This is a genomic window from Pedobacter soli, assembly GCF_900101435.1.
Classification (GTDB): domain Bacteria; phylum Bacteroidota; class Bacteroidia; order Sphingobacteriales; family Sphingobacteriaceae; genus Pedobacter; species Pedobacter soli.
In genome coordinates this window covers 121,795-141,175 of record NZ_FMZH01000004.1, presented here as the reverse complement: position 1 = coordinate 141,175, position 19,381 = coordinate 121,795, and the positions used below count along the sequence as shown (strand labels likewise).

At 41.6% G+C, this 19,381-nt stretch carries 12 protein-coding genes; 2 read left to right on the top strand and 10 right to left on the bottom strand.

What is annotated here, in order from left to right:
• Window positions 1–5: 5 nt before the first annotated feature.
• The 4 genes from BLR37_RS10230 to BLR37_RS10215 all read right to left on the bottom strand — a co-directional run bounded on the left by BLR37_RS10230 (window position 6) and on the right by BLR37_RS10215 (window position 8,673).
• Complete coding sequence (locus tag BLR37_RS10230) at window positions 6–2,210, bottom strand: alpha-galactosidase (protein ID WP_090768100.1); 2,205 nt, start codon at window positions 2,208–2,210, stop codon at window positions 6–8.
• A 355-nt stretch (window positions 2,211–2,565) separates the two neighbouring features.
• Entirely contained in the window at window positions 2,566–6,897 is a 4,332-nt protein-coding gene (locus tag BLR37_RS10225; RefSeq protein ID WP_090768097.1) for a PAS domain S-box protein, read from the bottom strand.
• 169 nt (window positions 6,898–7,066) lie between these two features.
• Window positions 7,067–8,269 carry a sugar transferase gene (locus BLR37_RS10220; protein WP_208599629.1) on the bottom strand — a complete coding sequence of 401 codons (1,203 nt, stop codon included), beginning with the start codon at window positions 8,267–8,269 and terminating at the stop codon, window positions 7,067–7,069.
• Complete coding sequence (locus tag BLR37_RS10215; protein WP_039471118.1) at window positions 8,269–8,673, bottom strand: response regulator transcription factor; 405 nt, start codon at window positions 8,671–8,673, stop codon at window positions 8,269–8,271. Before BLR37_RS10215 ends, BLR37_RS10220 begins: the two co-directional genes overlap by 1 nt.
• A gap of 444 nt (window positions 8,674–9,117) precedes the next feature.
• Between BLR37_RS10215 and BLR37_RS10210 the strand changes: the two genes are divergently transcribed.
• Window positions 9,118–11,334: an ATP-binding protein gene (locus tag BLR37_RS10210; RefSeq protein WP_090768095.1), complete on the top strand. Its 2,217-nt coding sequence runs from the start codon at window positions 9,118–9,120 to the stop codon at window positions 11,332–11,334.
• 10 nt (window positions 11,335–11,344) lie between these two features.
• Here the strand turns inward: BLR37_RS10210 and BLR37_RS10205 are convergent, their stop codons facing one another.
• Together BLR37_RS10205 and BLR37_RS10200 are read right to left on the bottom strand one after the other, a co-directional pair.
• Window positions 11,345–12,079: a glycosyltransferase family 32 protein gene (locus BLR37_RS10205; protein ID WP_090768092.1), complete on the bottom strand. Its 735-nt coding sequence runs from the start codon at window positions 12,077–12,079 to the stop codon at window positions 11,345–11,347.
• Complete coding sequence (locus BLR37_RS10200; protein ID WP_090768089.1) at window positions 12,076–13,602, bottom strand: lipopolysaccharide biosynthesis protein; 1,527 nt, start codon at window positions 13,600–13,602, stop codon at window positions 12,076–12,078. The genes BLR37_RS10205 and BLR37_RS10200 overlap by 4 nt, the downstream gene beginning before the upstream one ends.
• Window positions 13,603–13,714: 112 nt before the next feature.
• Here BLR37_RS10200 and BLR37_RS10195 point away from each other — a divergent pair, with 112 nt between their 5' ends.
• Window positions 13,715–14,464, top strand: coding sequence for a glycosyltransferase family 2 protein (locus BLR37_RS10195; RefSeq protein WP_167356586.1), 750 nt, complete (start codon window positions 13,715–13,717; stop codon window positions 14,462–14,464).
• A 3-nt stretch (window positions 14,465–14,467) separates the two neighbouring features.
• Here the strand turns inward: BLR37_RS10195 and BLR37_RS10190 are convergent, their stop codons facing one another.
• The 4 genes from BLR37_RS10190 to BLR37_RS10175 form a co-directional block, all read right to left on the bottom strand.
• A complete protein-coding gene (locus BLR37_RS10190) occupies window positions 14,468–15,382 on the bottom strand; it encodes a glycosyltransferase family 2 protein (protein ID WP_090768083.1) in 915 nt (304 codons plus the stop codon).
• 35 nt (window positions 15,383–15,417) lie between these two features.
• Entirely contained in the window at window positions 15,418–16,641 is a 1,224-nt protein-coding gene (locus BLR37_RS10185) for a glycosyltransferase (protein ID WP_090768080.1), read from the bottom strand.
• 97 nt (window positions 16,642–16,738) lie between these two features.
• Window positions 16,739–17,938 (bottom strand): glycosyltransferase family 2 protein, encoded by a 1,200-nt coding sequence (locus tag BLR37_RS10180; RefSeq protein ID WP_090768076.1) that lies wholly within the window; start codon window positions 17,936–17,938, stop codon window positions 16,739–16,741.
• Window positions 17,922–19,379, bottom strand: a complete 1,458-nt coding sequence (locus BLR37_RS10175) for an O-antigen ligase family protein (protein WP_090768073.1) — start codon at window positions 19,377–19,379, stop codon at window positions 17,922–17,924. Before BLR37_RS10175 ends, BLR37_RS10180 begins: the two co-directional genes overlap by 17 nt.
• Window positions 19,380–19,381: the final 2 nt, after the last annotated feature.

Here is a 19,381-nt window from a genome sequence, read left to right as displayed (position 1 = left end):
AGATGTTATAAAGCAGATGTTTTAGTACTGGTTGATCCTTCTATTACAAACCAGGTATAGCTCTCCGGTGCGATCGTAAACGTGAGGTCGATGGTATAATCTCTGTTTAATTTATAGTTTTTAAAGCTGCCTTCTTTTTCTTTAACCTTTGCCATGTCGGTTAAGCCGGTATAATACAAAGGCACTTTAATGGTTCTTGTTATTTTTTCTTTGGTGGGGTTGTACAACATCATTAAACCTTTTTCTTTCTGATCGGGATTAACATGTAATATGCCATCCCAATCGCGTCCATCGGCACGGCGTAAGTGGATTACATCCGAATTGAGGATATTGCGGTACTTTTTGTACCAGTTAATTACGTTTACAACGGTTTGTTTGGTTTCTTCGGTATCGTATAAACGCGGGCCACGATAGCAAGCCTGCACACCAGCACCATAATACTGCACCATTAACTGCTCATAATCTTTTAAGTGCTCGGCAAGCGGTTCTAATGTTGCTGCGCTTCCTCCGCCCTGATATTGTGTAAGTGGCACAAAACCCCAGCCCATCGATGGTGTTTTAATCCAGGTTGCATCGAAGATATTCTGCCGGTTAAGTATTTTCTGGTGATCTCTGGGCAAAGAAAAATTCACCTCGCGGTAGCCTAAACCAATTTTATGGGTACCATCTAAAAAATACCAGTCGGGCGCATTAATGTAAACCCCTTTTTCATTAAGCCAGGTATATAATTCTTTCTGGATTTCCATTTGTTTCCATTGCGAATCATCTAAACCTGTATGCCCCGGGTGTGTGGTCGAAGCACAAACATCGCCCGGATAAGGACCATCATTTTCCCAGATATCGAAACCGGTTTGGGTATAGAAATTTTTAATGTTATCGCGATACCAAAGCCCCCACTTGCTTCCAAAACAAGGCGCATGGCCAAAAAAGGCACCTCCTGGTTTACCCGTTTTAGGATCAACCACATCGTCATCCGGACTTATACTTCTGGAGCTAAATAAAGAATAGCCGCCAATTTTTATATTTTTACTGTGAGCATAATCAGCAAGTGCTTTCCATTTATTCAGGTTTGCCTGCGTGGTATCTTCCATGTTTAAGTTACTGCCAAAGCTAACAATAAGTGCTTCGTAACCTGTGGCTGCACATTGATCAATGGCGGTACGTACCTGATTTTCATTCTTCGATACCAAATGCATAAATATAGGATTGGCCGAGGTCCAGGGTGCTACCGTACGGTACATTTTCCGAACAGCCAGCCCACAGCTTTCCCTGTCATCCCTGTTCATCAGCAATTCGTGTGTACGAACGGAATTAAGCGTAGCACCTGCCTTCAATTCAATCCCTTTGGCTTTTTCTGGGTAAATTTCTAAAAGTACAGGCGTTTGATAACGGTAATGTACCTGTGAGGTATAGGTAGAATCGGCTTTCCAATGTGTGGTTTGATCACTATTGGCATAATTCATCGAATTATTAAAGGCGTAATTGGTTTCAAAATAAATTCCGCTGGGTTTCTTCATGATTTCGAAATTCCCTTCTACCGAACTTTCTTCTTCTACCATGCCCAAAACTTCATTCACCACCTGATCTATTTTAAACAGTTTGGCTCCTTTATTCTCAACCTTTAACGACTTCACAATGAGCGAAATACCATCATAAATTTCATATATCACGTTAACTTCCAGCCCGCTAAGTTCTTCTGCCTGTGGCTTGTACAAAAAGGAAACTGTTTTACCAGTCGCGGGTTTGGCCGCCAGTGACCAAAAACGGTTATCGTTCCATTTTATGCGCGGTGTAATGGGCTTAACATCATAGCTAACATATCTAAAATCGATTGCACCGGCTTTAAATCCATCAACCCACTCGGGTAGTAAATAGGCCTTTTCTGTTTGCCCGGTTAGTCCGCCTATGTTGTATGTTTTGCCGTTAATGGTTAATCGGGCTTCTTCCCTCACCGATCGTAACAATTGCTGACCAGTGCTTAAATTGGTATAATCGATGCAGGCCAGATTGGGCGAAAGCCTGAAAACGCGTTTCACCAGTCCGTTTTGTAAAACAAGATCTTTTCCATCGGTACTTTTAATCACCTGGGCTTTGGCAGCCACAGGTTTAACCAGCCAATCCTGTATCGGAATATTTTGCGTAAATGCCCTGGGCATCCCGCTAAAAATTAATGGCGTTAATAATAAAATCGGTAATTTTCTCAGTTTCATTTGTGTTTGATTTGTTTACTACTTGTTTAGTGTGTCTAAAATAATAAAGATCGGTGACTATTCTGCAAACCTGCTGGAGACAGGATAAAAAGCTTTGATATATACCTGTTTAAAAGCTTGTTGAAGGCTATGAATTGTACACATGGATGGGATATTTGGTTGATTTCAAATAGCGCTTTTTTATTTGTTTGAATGTTTAATTATTTCATCAAATCATTGAGCGATATTGGCATAAGAAAAATCAGCTCAAGCATTAACAGCACAACAAATTAGGTTTAGTATGATTTAAGCCGAAACACAAAAGCCCCTAAATCTCAGATTTAAAGGCTTTCTTTTTTTAAGCGGTTAAAATTTGTTATTGAATATACACCTCCAAAATTGGAAGCGCAGCTTTAATTGCCAGCTTTAGTTCATCGACCACCTGCGGGAAAGCAGCATCAGAACAGGAGATATTTTGCAGCTGTCCGCTAATCCAGGCCAGATTTTCGAGACCTGCAGAGCTCGACATGCCGTAAAGCCTGTGCGCCAGTGAAATTACGATCTCGCAGTCTTCGGTACCGATTTGGCAGTCTAATTCTTTAAGTGCAGCATGCAGCTGATCAATTGTTATTCTGATAATTTTACGGAGCTTTACCGTATCGCCCTTAAAATATAAATCCAGCTTGCTGATATTAAAATGTGATTTCGGTGTATTTCCGTCATCATTTTCGTCAGTAAGCGGATCGGCAGGCCGTACCAGCCATTTATCGAGTATAGTTGCAATATGTTCTTCTAAAACCGGTTTGGTAATAAAATCATCCATACCGGCAGCAAGGCTTTTCTCTCTTTCGCCTTTTACATTTGCCGCAGTTAAGGCAATTATAGGCACCCTTGTTTCTACTTCCTGCGATCTTATTTTACGGGCGCATTCGTATCCATTCATTTCAGGCATCTGGATATCCATAAAAACAAGGTCGAAGGTTTGCTGCTGACAAAGCTCAGCGCCTAAAACGCCATTTTCTACCTCAGTTACCATACTTCCAGGCGATAATTCTTCCAGCAGCGAGCGCGTAAGAAACCTGTTCACGGCATTGTCTTCAATGATCAAGAACCGGTAATTCTGGTTTTGTCTCTGATTTGCCAAAGCAGCGTAAGGCCTGTTTTGATCAAATGCTTCACGGGTCCTTATTCTGGTTAAGGCCAGATAAAGATCGTTCATTTTGATCGGTTTGAGCAAACGGTTATCGATATGCAGATCGTTGCAGGCTTTTATAATCTTTCCATCGTCTGATGAGCTATGTAAAAGGATTAAAGGAATCTCTCCAACATCATCAGAAAAATTCTCCCTGATTTTGGCAGCGGTTTCCAGGCCATCCATATACTGCATGTGGTAATCCAGCAAAACAGCATCGTAGGTTTCTTCACCAGCCAGCAGCTGAAGTGCCTCGAAGCCATTTTTAGCATGGTCTGAGCCGATATTTTTCAGCGCAAGCATATCCGTTAATATAGCCCGGTTATTGTCGTTATCATCCACAATCAGCACCTTGCTGATGCTTTCCATCCCCATCCATTCAATCAGCCCTCCCTGCTCTGCACGGAGCTTTACATCAAAATAGAAGGTACTGCCTACACCCGGCTCACTCTCCAGATTTAGCCGGCTTTCCATCATGTGCAACAATTTATTGGAGATGGTTAAGCCAAGGCCTGTTCCACCGTATTTCTTGGTGGTAGACGAATCTTCCTGCGAAAAGGCTTCGAAAATTTTAGCCTGTTTGGCCTTTGCAATCCCGATCCCCGTATCCCGAACAGAAAATCTGATCAGGTGATGATCTTCTTCGCTTTGCAGCGATTCTATTTTAAGCTCAATTTCGCCCTCTTTTGTAAATTTGGCTGCGTTGCCCAGCAAATTAATCAATACCTGTTTCAGCCTGATGGCATCAGCCCAGATAAATCTCGGCAGATCGGGATGGAGGTTTAACAGCATCTCGAGGTTCTTCGTATGGATCTGATAATTGGTTATATCGCTCGCCTGCCAGGCCAGTTCATAAAGATCGCAGCGGTCTACATCGAGCTCAAACTTACCCGCCTCGATTTTTGAAAAATCAAGGATATCGTTAATGATTCCCAACAGTGAGTTTGCTGATTGATGAACAATTTTCAGGTACTGCTGCTGGGTACCATTCAACTGTGTTTTTAATACCAGATCTGTAAAACCAATTACCCCATTAAGTGGCGTTCTGATCTCGTGGCTCATATTGGCCAGGAATTCTGATTTGGCAAAATTGGCAATATCGGCACGTAACCTGGCGGCAGTTAGCTCCTGACGGTGCTGTACAGCGGCAGATATATCGTGCGTAAAGATCATCATGCCACCGATAGCTTGATCTGCGGTGTACCATGGGGTCATTTCCCAGGCAATATGTTGTAAACCGTGATTTATAGGTTCAACATAAACATCTTCATCTTTTTTAATTGTCCGCCCTTTTAAAACTTCCTGATGCACATCTTTACGCTCTTGTGAAAGTTCGGGGAACACTTCATAATAAGAATAGCCTTTAATGCTACCTTCAATCTGTGTATAGGCTTTTATCCAGGTACGGCTCGCAATCAAAAACTGCATATTGTTATCAACCATGGCCACTGATGCCGGGGCATTTTCGATAAAAGCCAGCAAAAGTGCTTTTTCGAGCGCCAACTCCTGTTGAATCGCCTCTTTATGGGTAATATCTACCGAAATACCGAGATACCCAACCGTTTCGCCATTACTGTTCTGAATAGCGGTAATAGATAGTGATACCCGTACCCGCTTTGCGTCTTTGGTGATAAAGGTGAAAATCCTTTCCTCTTCAGGGCTATCTGCACATTGCGCGTAAAAGCCAAAGCCCGAAACTTCAGTATTGCTGGCAGAACTGAAATCGGCGCAAATTTCTTCTACCTCCTTCTCGTCATGAAATATGATTGGGCTTTGTTTTCCGACCATTTCATCGGCCGTATAACCCAGCATTCGTTCTGAGCCTTTATTAAAAACTGTAATTGTTCCTTCAAGGTCGGTTGCAATAATACTCACACCAGTAGCTGCAGAGAGTACCTCATCGAGCAATTTCTTCGATTCTATAACTTCAAGCTGCGCACGTTTATATACATCAATATCCTGCAGGGTACCATACATCCTCACCGGAGCGCCGTTTTCCATTTCAGCTTTACCTATGGCCCTTACCCAAATATCGCGACCTTTGAAATCGGTAATCTGGAGCTCTTCATCATATTCCTTGCCACTGCGCAGACATTCATCAATCACTTGCTGTAATTTATCTCTGTTGGGGCCAGGCGGATAAAAATCAATGGCATTATCTATGGTAGGGATAAAACTTTCAGGTACACTGTGGATTTCGCGGGTTATTTTTGACCAATGGAGTTGTTGATCTTTAAGATTAAGCTCCCAACCCCCTATTCTTGCCAAACTGCTGGTTTCTTCGAGCTGGTTTTTGGTATGGATCAAATCGGCTTCCAGTTTTTTCTGATCTGTGATATCTACTGCATTGCCAACGATGTAAGGTTCGCCCTGGAGGTCTTTCTGGAGGATATTAGAATATAGCCATAAACGCTCTTCGCCCGATTTACGCTTAATAATCATATAACCGGTAGAATGCCCCTTTTCAACTATATCTCTCAGATAATCGCGTAAATTTGGATGTCTTTCGGCTGGAATAATATCAAAAAGGCTTTTAGTAATCAACTCCGACCTGCGGTATCCGAGCGATCTGGCCCCGGCAGGATTTAACGAAATCAGGTTTCCTGCTACATCATGCGTACACATTAATCCCTGCGAGCTTTCAAAAAATGCTTTTAATTTCTGCTCGCTCACCTTTAAAGCCTGGTTCTTTTCCATTTCGGCAGTTACGTCCCGGCCAATGGCGAATACATCACCGTTAATTTCCTCAACAGTAGCCGTCCACTCAATCATCCTGAACCCACCATCTTTTGTTGCTAGCTGATGCGTAGGATCATCTCCTTGTACACGGTTTTTCAGATTGCTCCAAATGCTGCCGGCTTGTTCTAAACCATCTTCAGGAACAATGTCAAGAATTGTTTTATGGAAAAGTTCCTGCTCAGTCCACCCTAATTTTTTATCGAAACTTGGGTTCATCCGCTTAAATTTCAGATTCCGGTCCAGAATACAAATCAGATCGTCTGATTGCTCGAAAAGCAGACCAATATTCCTGTTTTCAGCTCTTTTAAGCCTACCCTGAATGAGTGAGGTAATCCCTTCTGCCAACATAGCAAGCAACTTTTGCTGAGCAGCTGTGATATTTTTGGGAACCGTATCCATAACCGATAAAGCTCCCAATACAATCCCGTTTTTATCTTTTAAGGGATAAGCGAAATAACACCTTATCGTTTTTTCATCTCCCAAATCGGGATGACCTTTAAAACGTTGATCGGAAAAGGTGTCTGCTACGATATAAACTTCACCTGAAATGAGGGGATATTCGCAAAAGTCAGAGATTGCAGCTATTTCTGTTGCAACCAGGCCCTTCACTGCTTTATGCCATAACCGGGTACCATCTGAAAAGGAAATGGATGCAATTTTGCATTCACAAATCAAAGCTGCCATCTCAGCAATCCTGTCAAAATCACTTTCACGGTCCCTCCCTATGATCTCGTCACTATAGGATTTCCTTAAACGTATGGTTAGATCTTCTTGCATTCCAATAATGTTTTATTCAACGGCCCTTATATCAGGCCTACAGATGGTGGTTACCGCTTAAAGATGTGAAAAAAATAGCAGCTGCGCCACAGGGGTTTCCTTTTTATGAGCTGTTTTTAATCATGCAAATGAATAAGCAGCTTGTTTATCTCACAATTATACTTTGCTGCTATACGTTTTCTTTCTGGAAAAGCGCAGGTATAGTTTTTAAAATCAACCTGATATCGTTCCAGAAACTTTGTTTTAATGCATAAGTATTATCGAGTACCAGCCGCTCTTCCTCGCTCATTTCACCCCGGCCTCGTTTTTCAACCTGCCACAAACCCGTTATTCCGGCTGGTGCGGCAAACCTCAATACATATTTATCGGTGGTGAGTTTCTCTGCTTCATAAATGGGTAATGGCCTGTTTCCTACAATACTCATATCACCTTTTATCACGTTCCAAAGTTGCGGCAACTCATCTATACTGGTATTCCGGATAAAATGCCCCACCCTGGTTACCCTCGGATCGTTGGCTATTTTAAAAAACGCCGATCCGCTCTTTTGCGAATTGATGTACAGATCATCCTTTTCACACCATTGAGCCCCATCGGCATAAACAGGATATTGGCATTTGCCTAACGCCACACACGAGTTGCAAAGCTGCAATTCTGGCTTCCGGACTTCTTTTTTTTCCTGGTCGAGATCATATTGATTTAAGTGTTTCAGGTCTTTAACCTTCTGATCGGCATTAACATACATCGACCTGAATTTGTAAAACCGAAAAACTTTAAACCCCGTACCACTCCGTAAAGAATAATAAAACACAGGTCCCTTCGATTCTACCCATATCGAAATAGCCACAATTAGAAATACTGGAAACAGTAAAATCAACGCTAAGCCAGCAAAAAACACATCGAACAATCGCTTGGCAAATCCGATACGGTACACCGGCCTGCTGATTATCTTAACTTCGCGGTTTAACGAAGTCCAGTGTTGTACCAGGAAGTTTAGCCGTTTTTCAAGACGTTCTTTTTCAACCGGTAACCTGAAAACATCTGAAACTCCTGCTGTTAAAGCCAATATCCTCAAGTTTGCATTGAAATACCGTACAACCAGAAAAAAGGGTGTTGAAGGCATTTGCCTCTTTTTCAATGTTTCGAGCAAAGAAAGTCCACCGTTCGAGAGGATTTCACTATTGGAAATAACAGCTGCAACATTTAACTGTTGTTCTGTCCATTCCTGCACAAGCCTTAATCCATTTTCAAAATGAACAATGTGTAGATTGCCAAAATTACAGGCATCAAAATCAATGTGCTGAAAATCCTTTTCAAAACCTACCAGGGCAATGATCGGGTTATTCATTTGATCAGGCTTCACAGCATTTTCCATTACGAAAGATTTTTACCTGCGCGCCTTAATACCATTTTTATCCTGGCTTCGAGCTCCGCGGGGTTAAAGGGCTTAATTACAAAATCATCTGCCCCCGCATCAAGGCATTTAATCCGTTTATCGGAACTTTCCTCGCCAGAGAGGATCATAATAGGCAGGGAATGAAAAAAATCGCTAACTTTTAATTGTTCAATTAGCTCAAGACCATTCATATTCGGCGTATTCAGATCAGATATGATAAGGTCAGGTATATTTCCACTCTGCAGAAAAGACAATGCACTCAATCCGTCAGGCCTGATATCGATCTGATAGTTTGCTGCAAGGATTTCCTCCAGTATGGCTTGCATAAATTCGTCGTCCTCAACCAGGAGTAAACGAGTTTTTGGATTATTGATCTGGGTCATTATTGGGATGAATTGTAGTCAATTGATTTTTAATAAAACCAGCCTGGAAAAGATAATAGTAAAACAATTCTAGACGGAAACGGTTTCACTATGATCACTATGACCAGTTTTAAATTCAAAAAAGAACAGCTGATTTTTAAATGCCAGCAGTCTGAATTTGATGATATCAATGTCGTAGTACAATTATAAAAAAAAATCGGATTATTCCCTATTATTTTCATCAACGCTTAAAGAATACATAAAACCCTGTGGGTGAGCGTCATATTTGACAAAAGTCAATATTTTTAACCGTACAAAAAACATTTAGCGGATGTACAGGTAGCATTACCGGTTTGTAACTAATTTTTTAATAGATAAATTGGGCTTTTAGATACGAAATTTATCCGGGTACTGTTATAGCGGGTTATTTTTTTATAAATTTAGCCAGTAATAAAATCTATCTTCATGAACGGCTTTTCTTTATCCCTTGAACCTGCTCAACTGAACAGGCTTTTCCCTTATTTTATCCTGCTGGATGGCGATATGAAGATATTACATATTGGCGATAAATTGAAGGATCTTTGTAAAGATTGCCTGAACGAAAACCTGTACGATTATTTTGAGCTGGAGGAATTAAATGGAGATGGGCAGCCACCTTTGGGCAAAACCAGCTACATCAGGCACGGAAATGAGCAAATAAGTGGCAGCTGGGAAAAGTCTGCAGATCAGTCTTCTTTATTTTTTGCAGGCATAAACTATACTACAGATATTCTGTCCATACCCAATACTTACCATTTCGACCTGATTTTGGGTAATATGGGCTTCGGCTTTATAGAAATGGATGCCGAAGGGCGCATACGTTATGCCAATAGTCGCTTTTGCGATATGTCTGGCTATGATTTGACCAGTATACGCAATCAAATGCCCGATCTGCTGTTTAACAATGATTTTTTCTCAAAAGATGTGGTTAATCAGGAATCGGAAGATAAGGATGCCGAATTACATGAGATTGTATTTACTGATGCACAGGGCAATCAAAGGTTATGGCTGGCAGGCCGCGCGGCAAATTACAACGAAAGTAACCAAAACATAGGCTGGGCCAGTATCTGTTTTGATGTAAGTGAGCACAAAAATTTTGAACAGGAACTGATTAACGCTAAAAAAGATGCTGAACGTGCTGCCAGTATTAAGGCCATGTTTTTGGCCAATATGAGTCACGAAATCAGAACGCCGATGAATGCCATTATCAGTATGGCAAATCTACTTTCTAAAACAACACTTACCGACGAACAGGATTATTATCTCCAAACCGTTCAAACCGCTTCTAAAAGTCTTTTGGTTATTATTGATGACATTTTAGACCTTTCTAAAATCGATGCCGGTAAGCTGAACCTCGAGCATATTGGCTTCAGCCTGCCCATGGTATTTAGCGAAGTGATGCAGGTAATTACGCACAAAGCTGTTAAACGTGGACTTGAAATCGACTACATTCCACCTAAAGATATAGAAATATCTTCGGTGCTGATTGGCGACCCCTACCGGATTACGCAGGTTGTGCTTAATTTAATGACCAATGCCATTAAATTTACCGAAAAAGGATCGGTGTTGTTAACGGCTACCGTACTTGAAGATACTGATACCCACCAGGAAATAGAGGTATTGGTAAAAGATACCGGAATTGGGATGGATCCCGAGTTTTTAAGCCGCTTATTCGATAATTTCAGCCAGGAATTTGAATCGGTAACCCGTAAATACGGCGGTACGGGTTTGGGCATGAGCATTTCGCAAAAACTCGTAGCCCAAATGGGAGGCTATTTCAATGTTAAAAGCCAGAAAGGCCTGGGCTCCGAAATTTCTTTTGTAATTAAACTGGAGAAAGGGAAAACTGCAGATATACCGGCAGAAACAAAGGTTGTGCATAACGAAGATTTATTTGCCGGACGCAGAATTCTAATTGTAGACGACAACGAAATGAACCGCCTGGTGGCCAGTACCGTTTTGCTTGGCTATGGTCCGCAGGTAATGATTGCCGATAATGGTGCAATAGCCCTTGACATGTTGGATGAGGAAGTGTACGACATTATTTTAATGGATATACAAATGCCAGTACTTAACGGATATGATACCACCAAGGCCCTCAGAGCGCGCGGATACGCTGGCGTAATCATTGCGCTAACCGCCTCGGCCATTGAAGGTGAAAGAGAAAAATGTTTAGCCTCTGGTATGGACGATTATATTACCAAACCGATAAACGAAGAGTTACTGGTTAGTGTGATTGACAAGTGGATTCAGGAAAAGGCAGGCCCCGTTGTTGCTCCTGTTAACGATTTACCGCTCTATAGCCTCGATGGCCTGCGTGTAATCAGTAAAGGACGGGAAGATTTTGTAACCAAAATGATCGAAATGTTTTGCGGACAGATGCCTGATTCTTTGAATCAACTCAACCATGCACACAACGAAGGGGATCTGGAACAGGTATCAAAACTGGCCCATAAACTCAAATCTACCATCGATCATCTGGCCATTTTGCCACTTCAACGTACCATAAGGGAAATCGAAGCCGTGGACGAGGGGCATGTTTCTGCTGCTAACCTGGCTGAAATGATTAAAGAAGTAAACGATGTACTGAACCAGGTGATAGCAGAATTGACGGAAGAAATTACTATCAGGAACAATCAATAAGCCGGAAATCTTAACGCCCCAGGAGGTCCCTGTATATTTTAGCTAAAAAATTGGAGACTCTTTTACCTAATAAACGGTTAGACAGTTTGCCTATCAGGCTGTAATCTGAGTCAGCAATCCATGAAGCCGCGAAATGGTGTATGCAACAGGTATTTGCTGTAACTTTTATTTTCAGGGTTTTCCAGCTTTTAGGACTAAAAAATTCGCTTGAATAAACAGTACAATAACCTTCAATTTGCTGAAAGGAATTATTTAATTGCAATCCCTTATCTGCTTTCATAAAAGCAGTTATGCTTTCGGTATTGGGCAAGACATCTGGCTTTCCGTTGGGCAGGTAAAAACTCCTGTCATCATAATAAGTTAGCAAATCATTAATCCAGCGGCTATCGGGCTCACTCCCCATAATGGCCGATGAAAGCAAAAGATTATCTTCAAAGCCCGTAAAAGCCACATTACTGAGCATGGCTTCATCCAATGGCTTTAAGAACTCCACATCTGTATCGAGATAAATCCCCCCCATACTTTTCAATGCAAATAGGCGGCAAACATCAGCAACAAAGGCAAATTTACGTTCGCGGTAAGCTTCTGCACTATACCGGTAACTGCTGATATCAAAATTTTCTTCGTTCCATTCCACAATACGATAATCAGGCAGGTATTTTTGCCAAGAAGCCAAACAACTTGTCACAAGTTCGGGCTTTACCCCTTTACCAAACCAGCAATAGTGGATTATTTTTGGTATCATAACTTTACTTTTTTAAGGATCTTCCTGTAACCATCAGTCAGTGTTACCCGATCAAACTGCATAAACAAAGTAATTACGAGCAAAACGAGACCGATGCATATACAATTGAGGATAAAGGTAAACCAAGAGTTGACCGTAATTAAGTCTGCTCTTCTCCAGCCATAGGTAACCGCAATTAAAAAGGTAAAACCTGCCAGGCCCCTGATAATCTTTAAAAAGAAATAACTCCTTTTCTCATTGAGGCAGTGCGCGGCATAAATTGGCGTAAAAGTAAGGTGACTAAACACTCCGCTTATAGCCGCAGCAGCTGGTATGGCGTATATCCCCAGGCTGCTGTACAGGCAAAGTAAGATCACCAATATAAAGTTGAGCACAGCGATGAAAATGCCCCAGATCGATGCAATTCTCAGCTTATTGGTAATGATAAAAACATGGTGTACCGTTTCTACAGTGCCGTGAACAATAAAGGGCAGCAAAGTGATAACCGAAAGTAAATGGAGCGCACTGGAATCTTGCGTAGGCAGCCATAACCTGAAAAAATCGCCGCCATAAACAAAAAATACGGCCAAAGGTAACAGCACAACTATAAAAATGGCCTTAAACGAGAGGTTTAGCGTGCTTTTAAGTTTTTCCATGTCATCCTGTGCATAGGCTTTTAGCATTTCGGGCAGAAATATGGGTACAACAATCCCCAGCAGGATGTAAATGGCATTGGGGATAAACTTGGTAAGCGAAAGAAAACCCATACCCGAAGCACCAAAAAAGTGGTTGGCAATCAATAAATCCAGCTGGGTATTAATTACGTTTGATAAGGCTATGAGCGAATTCCACATACCGAAACCCGCTATGAGCGAAAGTGCACTCCAGGAAAAAAACGATCGGTCGATTACCACTTCGGGCAACAGTTTTTTGGTAAGCCTGTAATTGGCAAAACACATATAAATTGCCGTCAACACGGTTACTACCCCTAAAAAGTAGATTTGCGGCTTAAAGAGATAAAACAGGAACGCAACCGCAGCCAGTTTTAGCACGTTGGATATGATATTGATGTAAGCCAGCTTATCGAACCGGTTAACCGCAAATGCCGCAACCGAAAAAACGGCAGAAGAAACATTAATGATGAGGCTAAAGAGGATAAATACAAACAACAGGCGTACATCATGAAAAAGTGCCGCCGGGATATCAAGAATATTATTGATAAACAGGCAGAATAAGGCACTTAACACGATAAAGCCCAGTGATATGAGCAAATTACCAAACAGGATGGAGTTGAAATAAACATTTACCTCTTTGATGTCCTTTTTTTCGAGGCTGATGGTAATATATCTGCTCGACATGGAGTTCAAAGCAGTTGTAATAATACCTGCATACATTACAAAGTTATTAGACAAAGGAAAGAAGCCATAAGCCTCTTTGCCCAGGTGTGCTACAATGTAAGGTGTAAGAAAGAACGAAATACCTACACCCGAAAGTGCACTAAAAAAATTGGAGACCAGGTTAACTACAAAACGTCTTCTATCCATATCAATAGCTGCCCTAAAGTAACGGTTTTATTTGAATATTGTGAGCGCAAAGATGCATTTATCGCAAAATTTTAGCTATTTTGGTCACACAAAAAGACTTAACCCGAAAAGATTGGAGCCACTTGTATCAATTGTTACCCCCTGTTATAATTCAGCTGCCTTTATAAGAGAAACACTGGAATCTGTAATTGCCCAGGACTATAAAAACTGGGAAGTGATCGTTGTAGATGACCGCTCAAGCGATAACACCTGCCAGATTGTGGAGGTATTCACTAAGAGACACGAATGTATACATTTGATTGCACTCAACGAAAACGGCGGAGTAGCTAATGCCAGAAATATAGGTATGGCAGCCTCAAAGGGAAAATATATTGCATTTCTGGATAGTGACGATATCTGGCTGAAAGACAAGCTTAGCAGGCAGGTAAATTTGATGGAAAAAGAACTGCTGCCGCTTACATTTTGTGCCTATAAACGCATTAATGAGCAGGGGAAACAAATTTCAGGGCAGATCCCTGTGCCCGCTTCGGTGAATTATAACGCCCTGCTTGCGCATAATGTGGTTATTTTTTCGACTTCGATGATGCTGAAAAGTGCCATTGGCGATTTAAAGTTTAGCCGTGCCGGTCACGAAGACTGGATCTTTCTGCTTCAATTGCTAAAACGATGCGGACAAGGTTATGGCATTAACCAGCCACTGGCTTTTTATCGGGTTAGACAAAACTCTGTTTCATCAAACAAACTTAAAGCAATTGGCTATACCTGGAAAATATTCAGGGAAAGCGAAGGCATTGGGTTTCTCCGCTCGGCAATCCTGTTGGGGAGATATGCGGTTTCTGCAAGCCTGAAAAGATTAAGATGAGCTTTAATGCGTAATAGCCCAGCCCAAATTCTTGCTGTCCTTTGCATGCGTAAAATTCCACCAAAGCCCTTTAAGCACCGCTTTTGCCAGATTATTCTGTTTCTGTAAAAGGTAACCAAATATCGCTTTTGGGCAGGCGATTAAGGTAAAGTATAGCGAAAACAATAAGGTAGTTATAAAGCCTGTGTTTTTCCTGATAAACAGCATCCTGTTTCGGGTATTGAAATAAACCTTTAGGGGGCTCCCCTTCCCTACACTTACTGATTCTTTATGGTAAACCCGGGTTTTGCCGGTAAACCAGATCTCCTGGCCTATTCGTTTAAATTTCTCGCACCAATCGAGCTCTTCGTAATAGAGGAAATAATTTTCATCCATCAAACCGGCTTTGCTTAAATCTGCCCTACGGCACATTACTGCCGCACCATGGCAAAAGCCTGTTGCATAACTCTCGTTAAACTGACTACGGTCTTGCTCAAATGCACCAATAATTTCATTCCTGCCAGTAATATAATTTAAAGGGGTAAAACCAGCGTACTGCACCAAATCTTTTTGATCGAAATACAGTAACAAGGGCGAAAGCAATCCTATTTTTTTATTGTCATCCAATTCTGCCTGCATGGTCTCTAAACATCCGGCCGGTATTTCGGTATCGTTATTTAAGAGCAGAATATAATCGCCTTTGGCTTGTTTAATACCCAGATTGTTTCCGCCGGCAAAACCGAGATTTTCTGGGGAGCGGATATATTGGAGATTTTCAAAATAAGGTTTAAACACATCTGCCTGATCCTGACCGGCACCATTATCTACAAGGATCACTTCAACATCTGCTGCATGATAAGACTTGCCGATAGACTCGAGCAAGGCTATGGTTACAGCCGTTTGATGGAAATTAACAGTGATAATGGAGGTTAATGGCATATCTGATATTTACAGTTTTTTTGCTTGTTTAAATTCTATGTTGCTTCATGTGTTAACATACCACCTTCTACCGCATTTATGGCTTTATAAATGTCGTGGGCATTGGCCTCCCAGGTATGGGTAGCCGCAAAACTAATTCGATCCTGGCTCAATGCCGGACTATCTTCTGCCAGGGCTTTTTCGGCTAGTTGCAGATAGTCTTCTTTGGTATCGGCCAGATAAACATGATCTGCAAAGATATCCATCGCTTCGGTTTTGGTAGCCAGCGTGGGTTTACCCATAGCCAGGTACTCGTCAATTTTACGGGGATAATTACCAATAGTTAAGGGATTAATCACCTGCGGATTGAGGCAAACATCGAAACCTTTAATGTAGGCTGCCAAATCTTCGGGCTTTTTAGGTCCGAGGAAAAAAACATTGCTTAATTTATGAAGCTCACTCCTGCTAAAATCTTCATCCTGTGGTCCTACGAGCACAATATTCCAGTTAGGTCTTTCTTTTGCCAGATGGAGCAGGATCTTTTCGTCAAGCCTTATCGACAACAAAGCACCCACATAACCTAAAACCGGCTTTTTAATCACTGAAAGATCTGCAGGGACCGTTAAAGCTTCGCCATTACTAAAAAGCTGCAAATCGCAACCCTGACCCACGTAGAAAGAATTGGGATTATACTTACGGCAATAGCCTGCCAGATAAACCGAATTGGCCACGCATAAATCACTTTTGGCAATTAATTCAGGCTCCATATAACCACCGTGGCGTTTCCAGTAAGGCGTCGCCACAACATTATCGCGCGAATAGTAAACGCTTACCGCAGGTTTTAAAAGTTCTTTTAAATGAAAACTCCTGAAAATATCGTTATCGTTAAACAGGATAAAGTTTGTAAAGCCCAGTTGCTTAACGGCATCCTGAATGGATTTGGCAAACCTGCCATTGTTAATTTTGTTTAACCACCTGAACAGCGTACTGAACCTGATCCAGTTTACCGATTCTACTATAACCTGAGGATAATAAACCCAGAGATTTGAGGATACTTCGGTTAAAGCTTCTTCCTGACCAGCAATGATACGCAACCTTTTCTTTACCCCATCTGTATCGCGCTGCAACAGGCTCGTTTTTCTATCCAGTGGTGCATTAACATACAATACGCGGTTGTTTTTGCTAAACTCCAGCGCCAAATCCTTACAATTACTACCAATGGGGGTATCCCAGGGCTGTTGCCCTACAATGATTATATCCCTGTTATTTAAAATAGCCATTGGTTTATGTTTTTTGTTTTGGTGTTTTTATTCCTTTAATAAAGCCAAAAATGCCGGCAACAGCACCGGTAATAATCAGTAGTAGTATCGGCATAACTTAAGTTTTATTTTCGCTGGTGTTTGTATTTTGATGCGGTGTTGCTAAGTTAGACTTTTTGACCTTTCCGATGCTAAATAGTGCAATCACCATCCCAATCATAGCCCGGGGGATTTGCCAAATGGCCAGATAAAGTCTTTTATCTCCATAAAATCGTCTAGGTACCGAAATCAGCAAAGTTATACAGATGCTGGCAAACAAAGTTAGCCATAATCCTTTTGCTGGTCCAAAGGGGTTGAAAAACGATTGTAGCGTCATCACAAACAGCAAGCCCAGCAATAATATGCGCGGCATTAACATGGTTTGCAGGGTTTTATTAAAAAATTCGATGTTCCCCTTAAACAGTTCCTTCAACCCTGTTAGCGTATAGGTACGTAAAAACTCTATTTGTGATGCGATCCACCGTGTTCTTTGTGTGGTAAACACACTGGCATTGCTCACTTTTTCATCATAAACAAAAACATCGTTCAGGTAGGCTACTTCCACCCTGTCGCCGGCAATCAGGAAATCCATTTTTTTATCTTCACCAACGGTATCGCCAACTTTTTTTAACAGGGAGTGAAAATAAGTATAATCGAAAGCCATTCCGGAGCCGATCAAGGCAGGAGAAAGCCGCAGCACAGCTTGTCCCTTGCGGTAGATATGATTATTGACTTCTTCATTGCAGGCATCGAGAAAGGCAAAACTGGTATCCAAATTTTTCGCTGTGCGATGTAACTGAACAACCTGATGCCCCTGCTCAAATACATTATTTACCGCATTAAGGCAATCAGCACCCATTAAATTATCTACATCGAGCACCAGGGCAATATCAAAAGCGCGATCTTTAAGTTTTTCCATTGCATATAACAATGCTTTGCCTTTGGTACTTTTCTCAAAAAACACTTCTATTACCTCTGCACCCATCGCCTTAAGTTGGGCATTGGTTTGTGGCATTAATCCATCAGCAATAACCACAATTTCGAATTCTCCATCATAATCATGTGTAAGCGCTGCATGTGTGCTTTCTATTATCACCTCATCTGCATGATAGGTAGGAAACAGCACGGCTATTTTTTTATATGTAGCGGCTGTTTTTTGCGCAGGTTTTAAAGGAAAAAGTCCGGCAAGTGCAAAAAAAGCCAGATACAGGCAATTAAATGACAGGTAAACAGCCAGAACCCACAAAAATAGGTGTATCACATCATATATCAGCGCCATCCGTTCCTCCTTCTATTAACTTTTGATCAAGCGCCGGCGCGATGAAAATGAATGACCACGACATAAACATAATTACCGATGAAGGCATCCCATTCATCACTTCATTACCATAACTGCAAATAAAACAAGCCACGGTGCCAGCAGTAAGGGCAATCATTTTTACCCTCAACTTCGGATCGCGGATTTTCCAGGCAATGCCACTGCATTTTCCAATAATATAACTGGTAAGCGCAAACCAGATTACAAGTCCTACCACGCCATACATTACCCAAACTTTTACCCAGTAACTATCAGGCGGAATATTGGCTATGGGCCGATCCGAATTATAAGTGGTACCATTCATCCCACTCATGCCCAATCCAGCGCCAAAGGGTAGATCATCGAGCAGGCTTTTCAATTTATGCTGATTATCCAATCTCACGCCTAATGATGCATCTTTGGGATCCAGGGCACTCCGCAGCCTGTTAACCTGGAAAATATGATCGCCAATAGTCGTATACTTTAATATGCTAAAACCTGCTGAACAAAATACTACACCTACAATTAATACTTTGAAATTTTTGTTTAAAAAAAGTGCAGCAAAAAGTCCTGCGGCCAAAGCGAACAGGGCACCCCTGGTACCAGATATGGCCATACCATATAAGAAAACCAATGCAAAAAGGGCAAAAATTACTTTTTTAGTGAAGCCGAAGGGCCCTGTAGCCAATGTTAAAGCAATAACAGCCATAATTGCCTGCGAAGCACCAAATTGCCCTGCATCAGAATACATCGAAAATACCCTGAGTTTACCGTTAATAATGTGTGTACCTGCATTACCCGCGTTTAACCAGGTTTGTTCTCCCGTTGAAAGCCCGAGATAAAGCTGTTTCATACCGTATAATGTGGCCAGAAGCGAAAGCAGTAACACTGCCAGGATAAACCTGTTCAAATCAGTTATCCGGTTAAATAGCAGGAACACAAATGGCGCGATAAGCAGCCAGCTCAGTGCGGCAAACCTCAGCTCGTTAAACCAGGCTGCAATACTACCGCCATAGGGATTTAAAAGCTGTAAAAAGCTAATGATAAACCAAACAAGAGCGATTATAACATGATCATTTTTTAGTTTATTCCAATCGAAATGTTTTACATTAACCAGCATACTGGCCCAGGTAAGCACCAATATGGCATCGAGGGCCAAACCGACAGGTATGTTTAAAAAAGACTTGACTAAAAAGCCGAGGATAAAGCAATAGGTTAAATACACCCAAAAGCCGGTACGTGGATTATGGAAAAGTGCAATCAAAAATGTACCCAGCGCAGCGAAAGCCAACACCAGTAATGGCCCTAAAACCCCAAATGAATAAGTAGAGCCAGCTACCAGAACCGAAAGGCATAGGGAGACCATAAAAAAAACAATCTTTTTCTTGTGGTCAACGATATATGCATTTAACTTTTCAAGCATAA

Bases quoted from the DNA above. Each gene is read 5' to 3' on its own strand.
- BLR37_RS10220 (WP_208599629.1), bottom strand. From the start codon at position 8,269: ATGGAAAATGCTGTGAAGCCTGATCAAATGAATAACCCGATCATTGCC.
- BLR37_RS10190 (WP_090768083.1), bottom strand. From the start codon at position 15,382: ATGCCATTAACCTCCATTATCACTGTTAATTTCCATCAAACGGCTGTA.
- BLR37_RS10230 (WP_090768100.1), bottom strand. From the start codon at position 2,210: ATGAAACTGAGAAAATTACCGATTTTATTATTAACGCCATTAATTTTT.
- BLR37_RS10180 (WP_090768076.1), bottom strand. From the start codon at position 17,938: ATGGCGCTGATATATGATGTGATACACCTATTTTTGTGGGTTCTGGCT.
- BLR37_RS10210 (WP_090768095.1), top strand. From the start codon at position 9,118: ATGAACGGCTTTTCTTTATCCCTTGAACCTGCTCAACTGAACAGGCTT.
- BLR37_RS10215 (WP_039471118.1), bottom strand. From the start codon at position 8,673: ATGACCCAGATCAATAATCCAAAAACTCGTTTACTCCTGGTTGAGGAC.
- BLR37_RS10225 (WP_090768097.1), bottom strand. From the start codon at position 6,897: ATGCAAGAAGATCTAACCATACGTTTAAGGAAATCCTATAGTGACGAG.
- BLR37_RS10200 (WP_090768089.1), bottom strand. From the start codon at position 13,602: ATGGATAGAAGACGTTTTGTAGTTAACCTGGTCTCCAATTTTTTTAGT.
- BLR37_RS10205 (WP_090768092.1), bottom strand. From the start codon at position 12,079: ATGATACCAAAAATAATCCACTATTGCTGGTTTGGTAAAGGGGTAAAG.
- BLR37_RS10175 (WP_090768073.1), bottom strand. From the start codon at position 19,379: ATGCTTGAAAAGTTAAATGCATATATCGTTGACCACAAGAAAAAGATT.
- BLR37_RS10185 (WP_090768080.1), bottom strand. From the start codon at position 16,641: ATGGCTATTTTAAATAACAGGGATATAATCATTGTAGGGCAACAGCCC.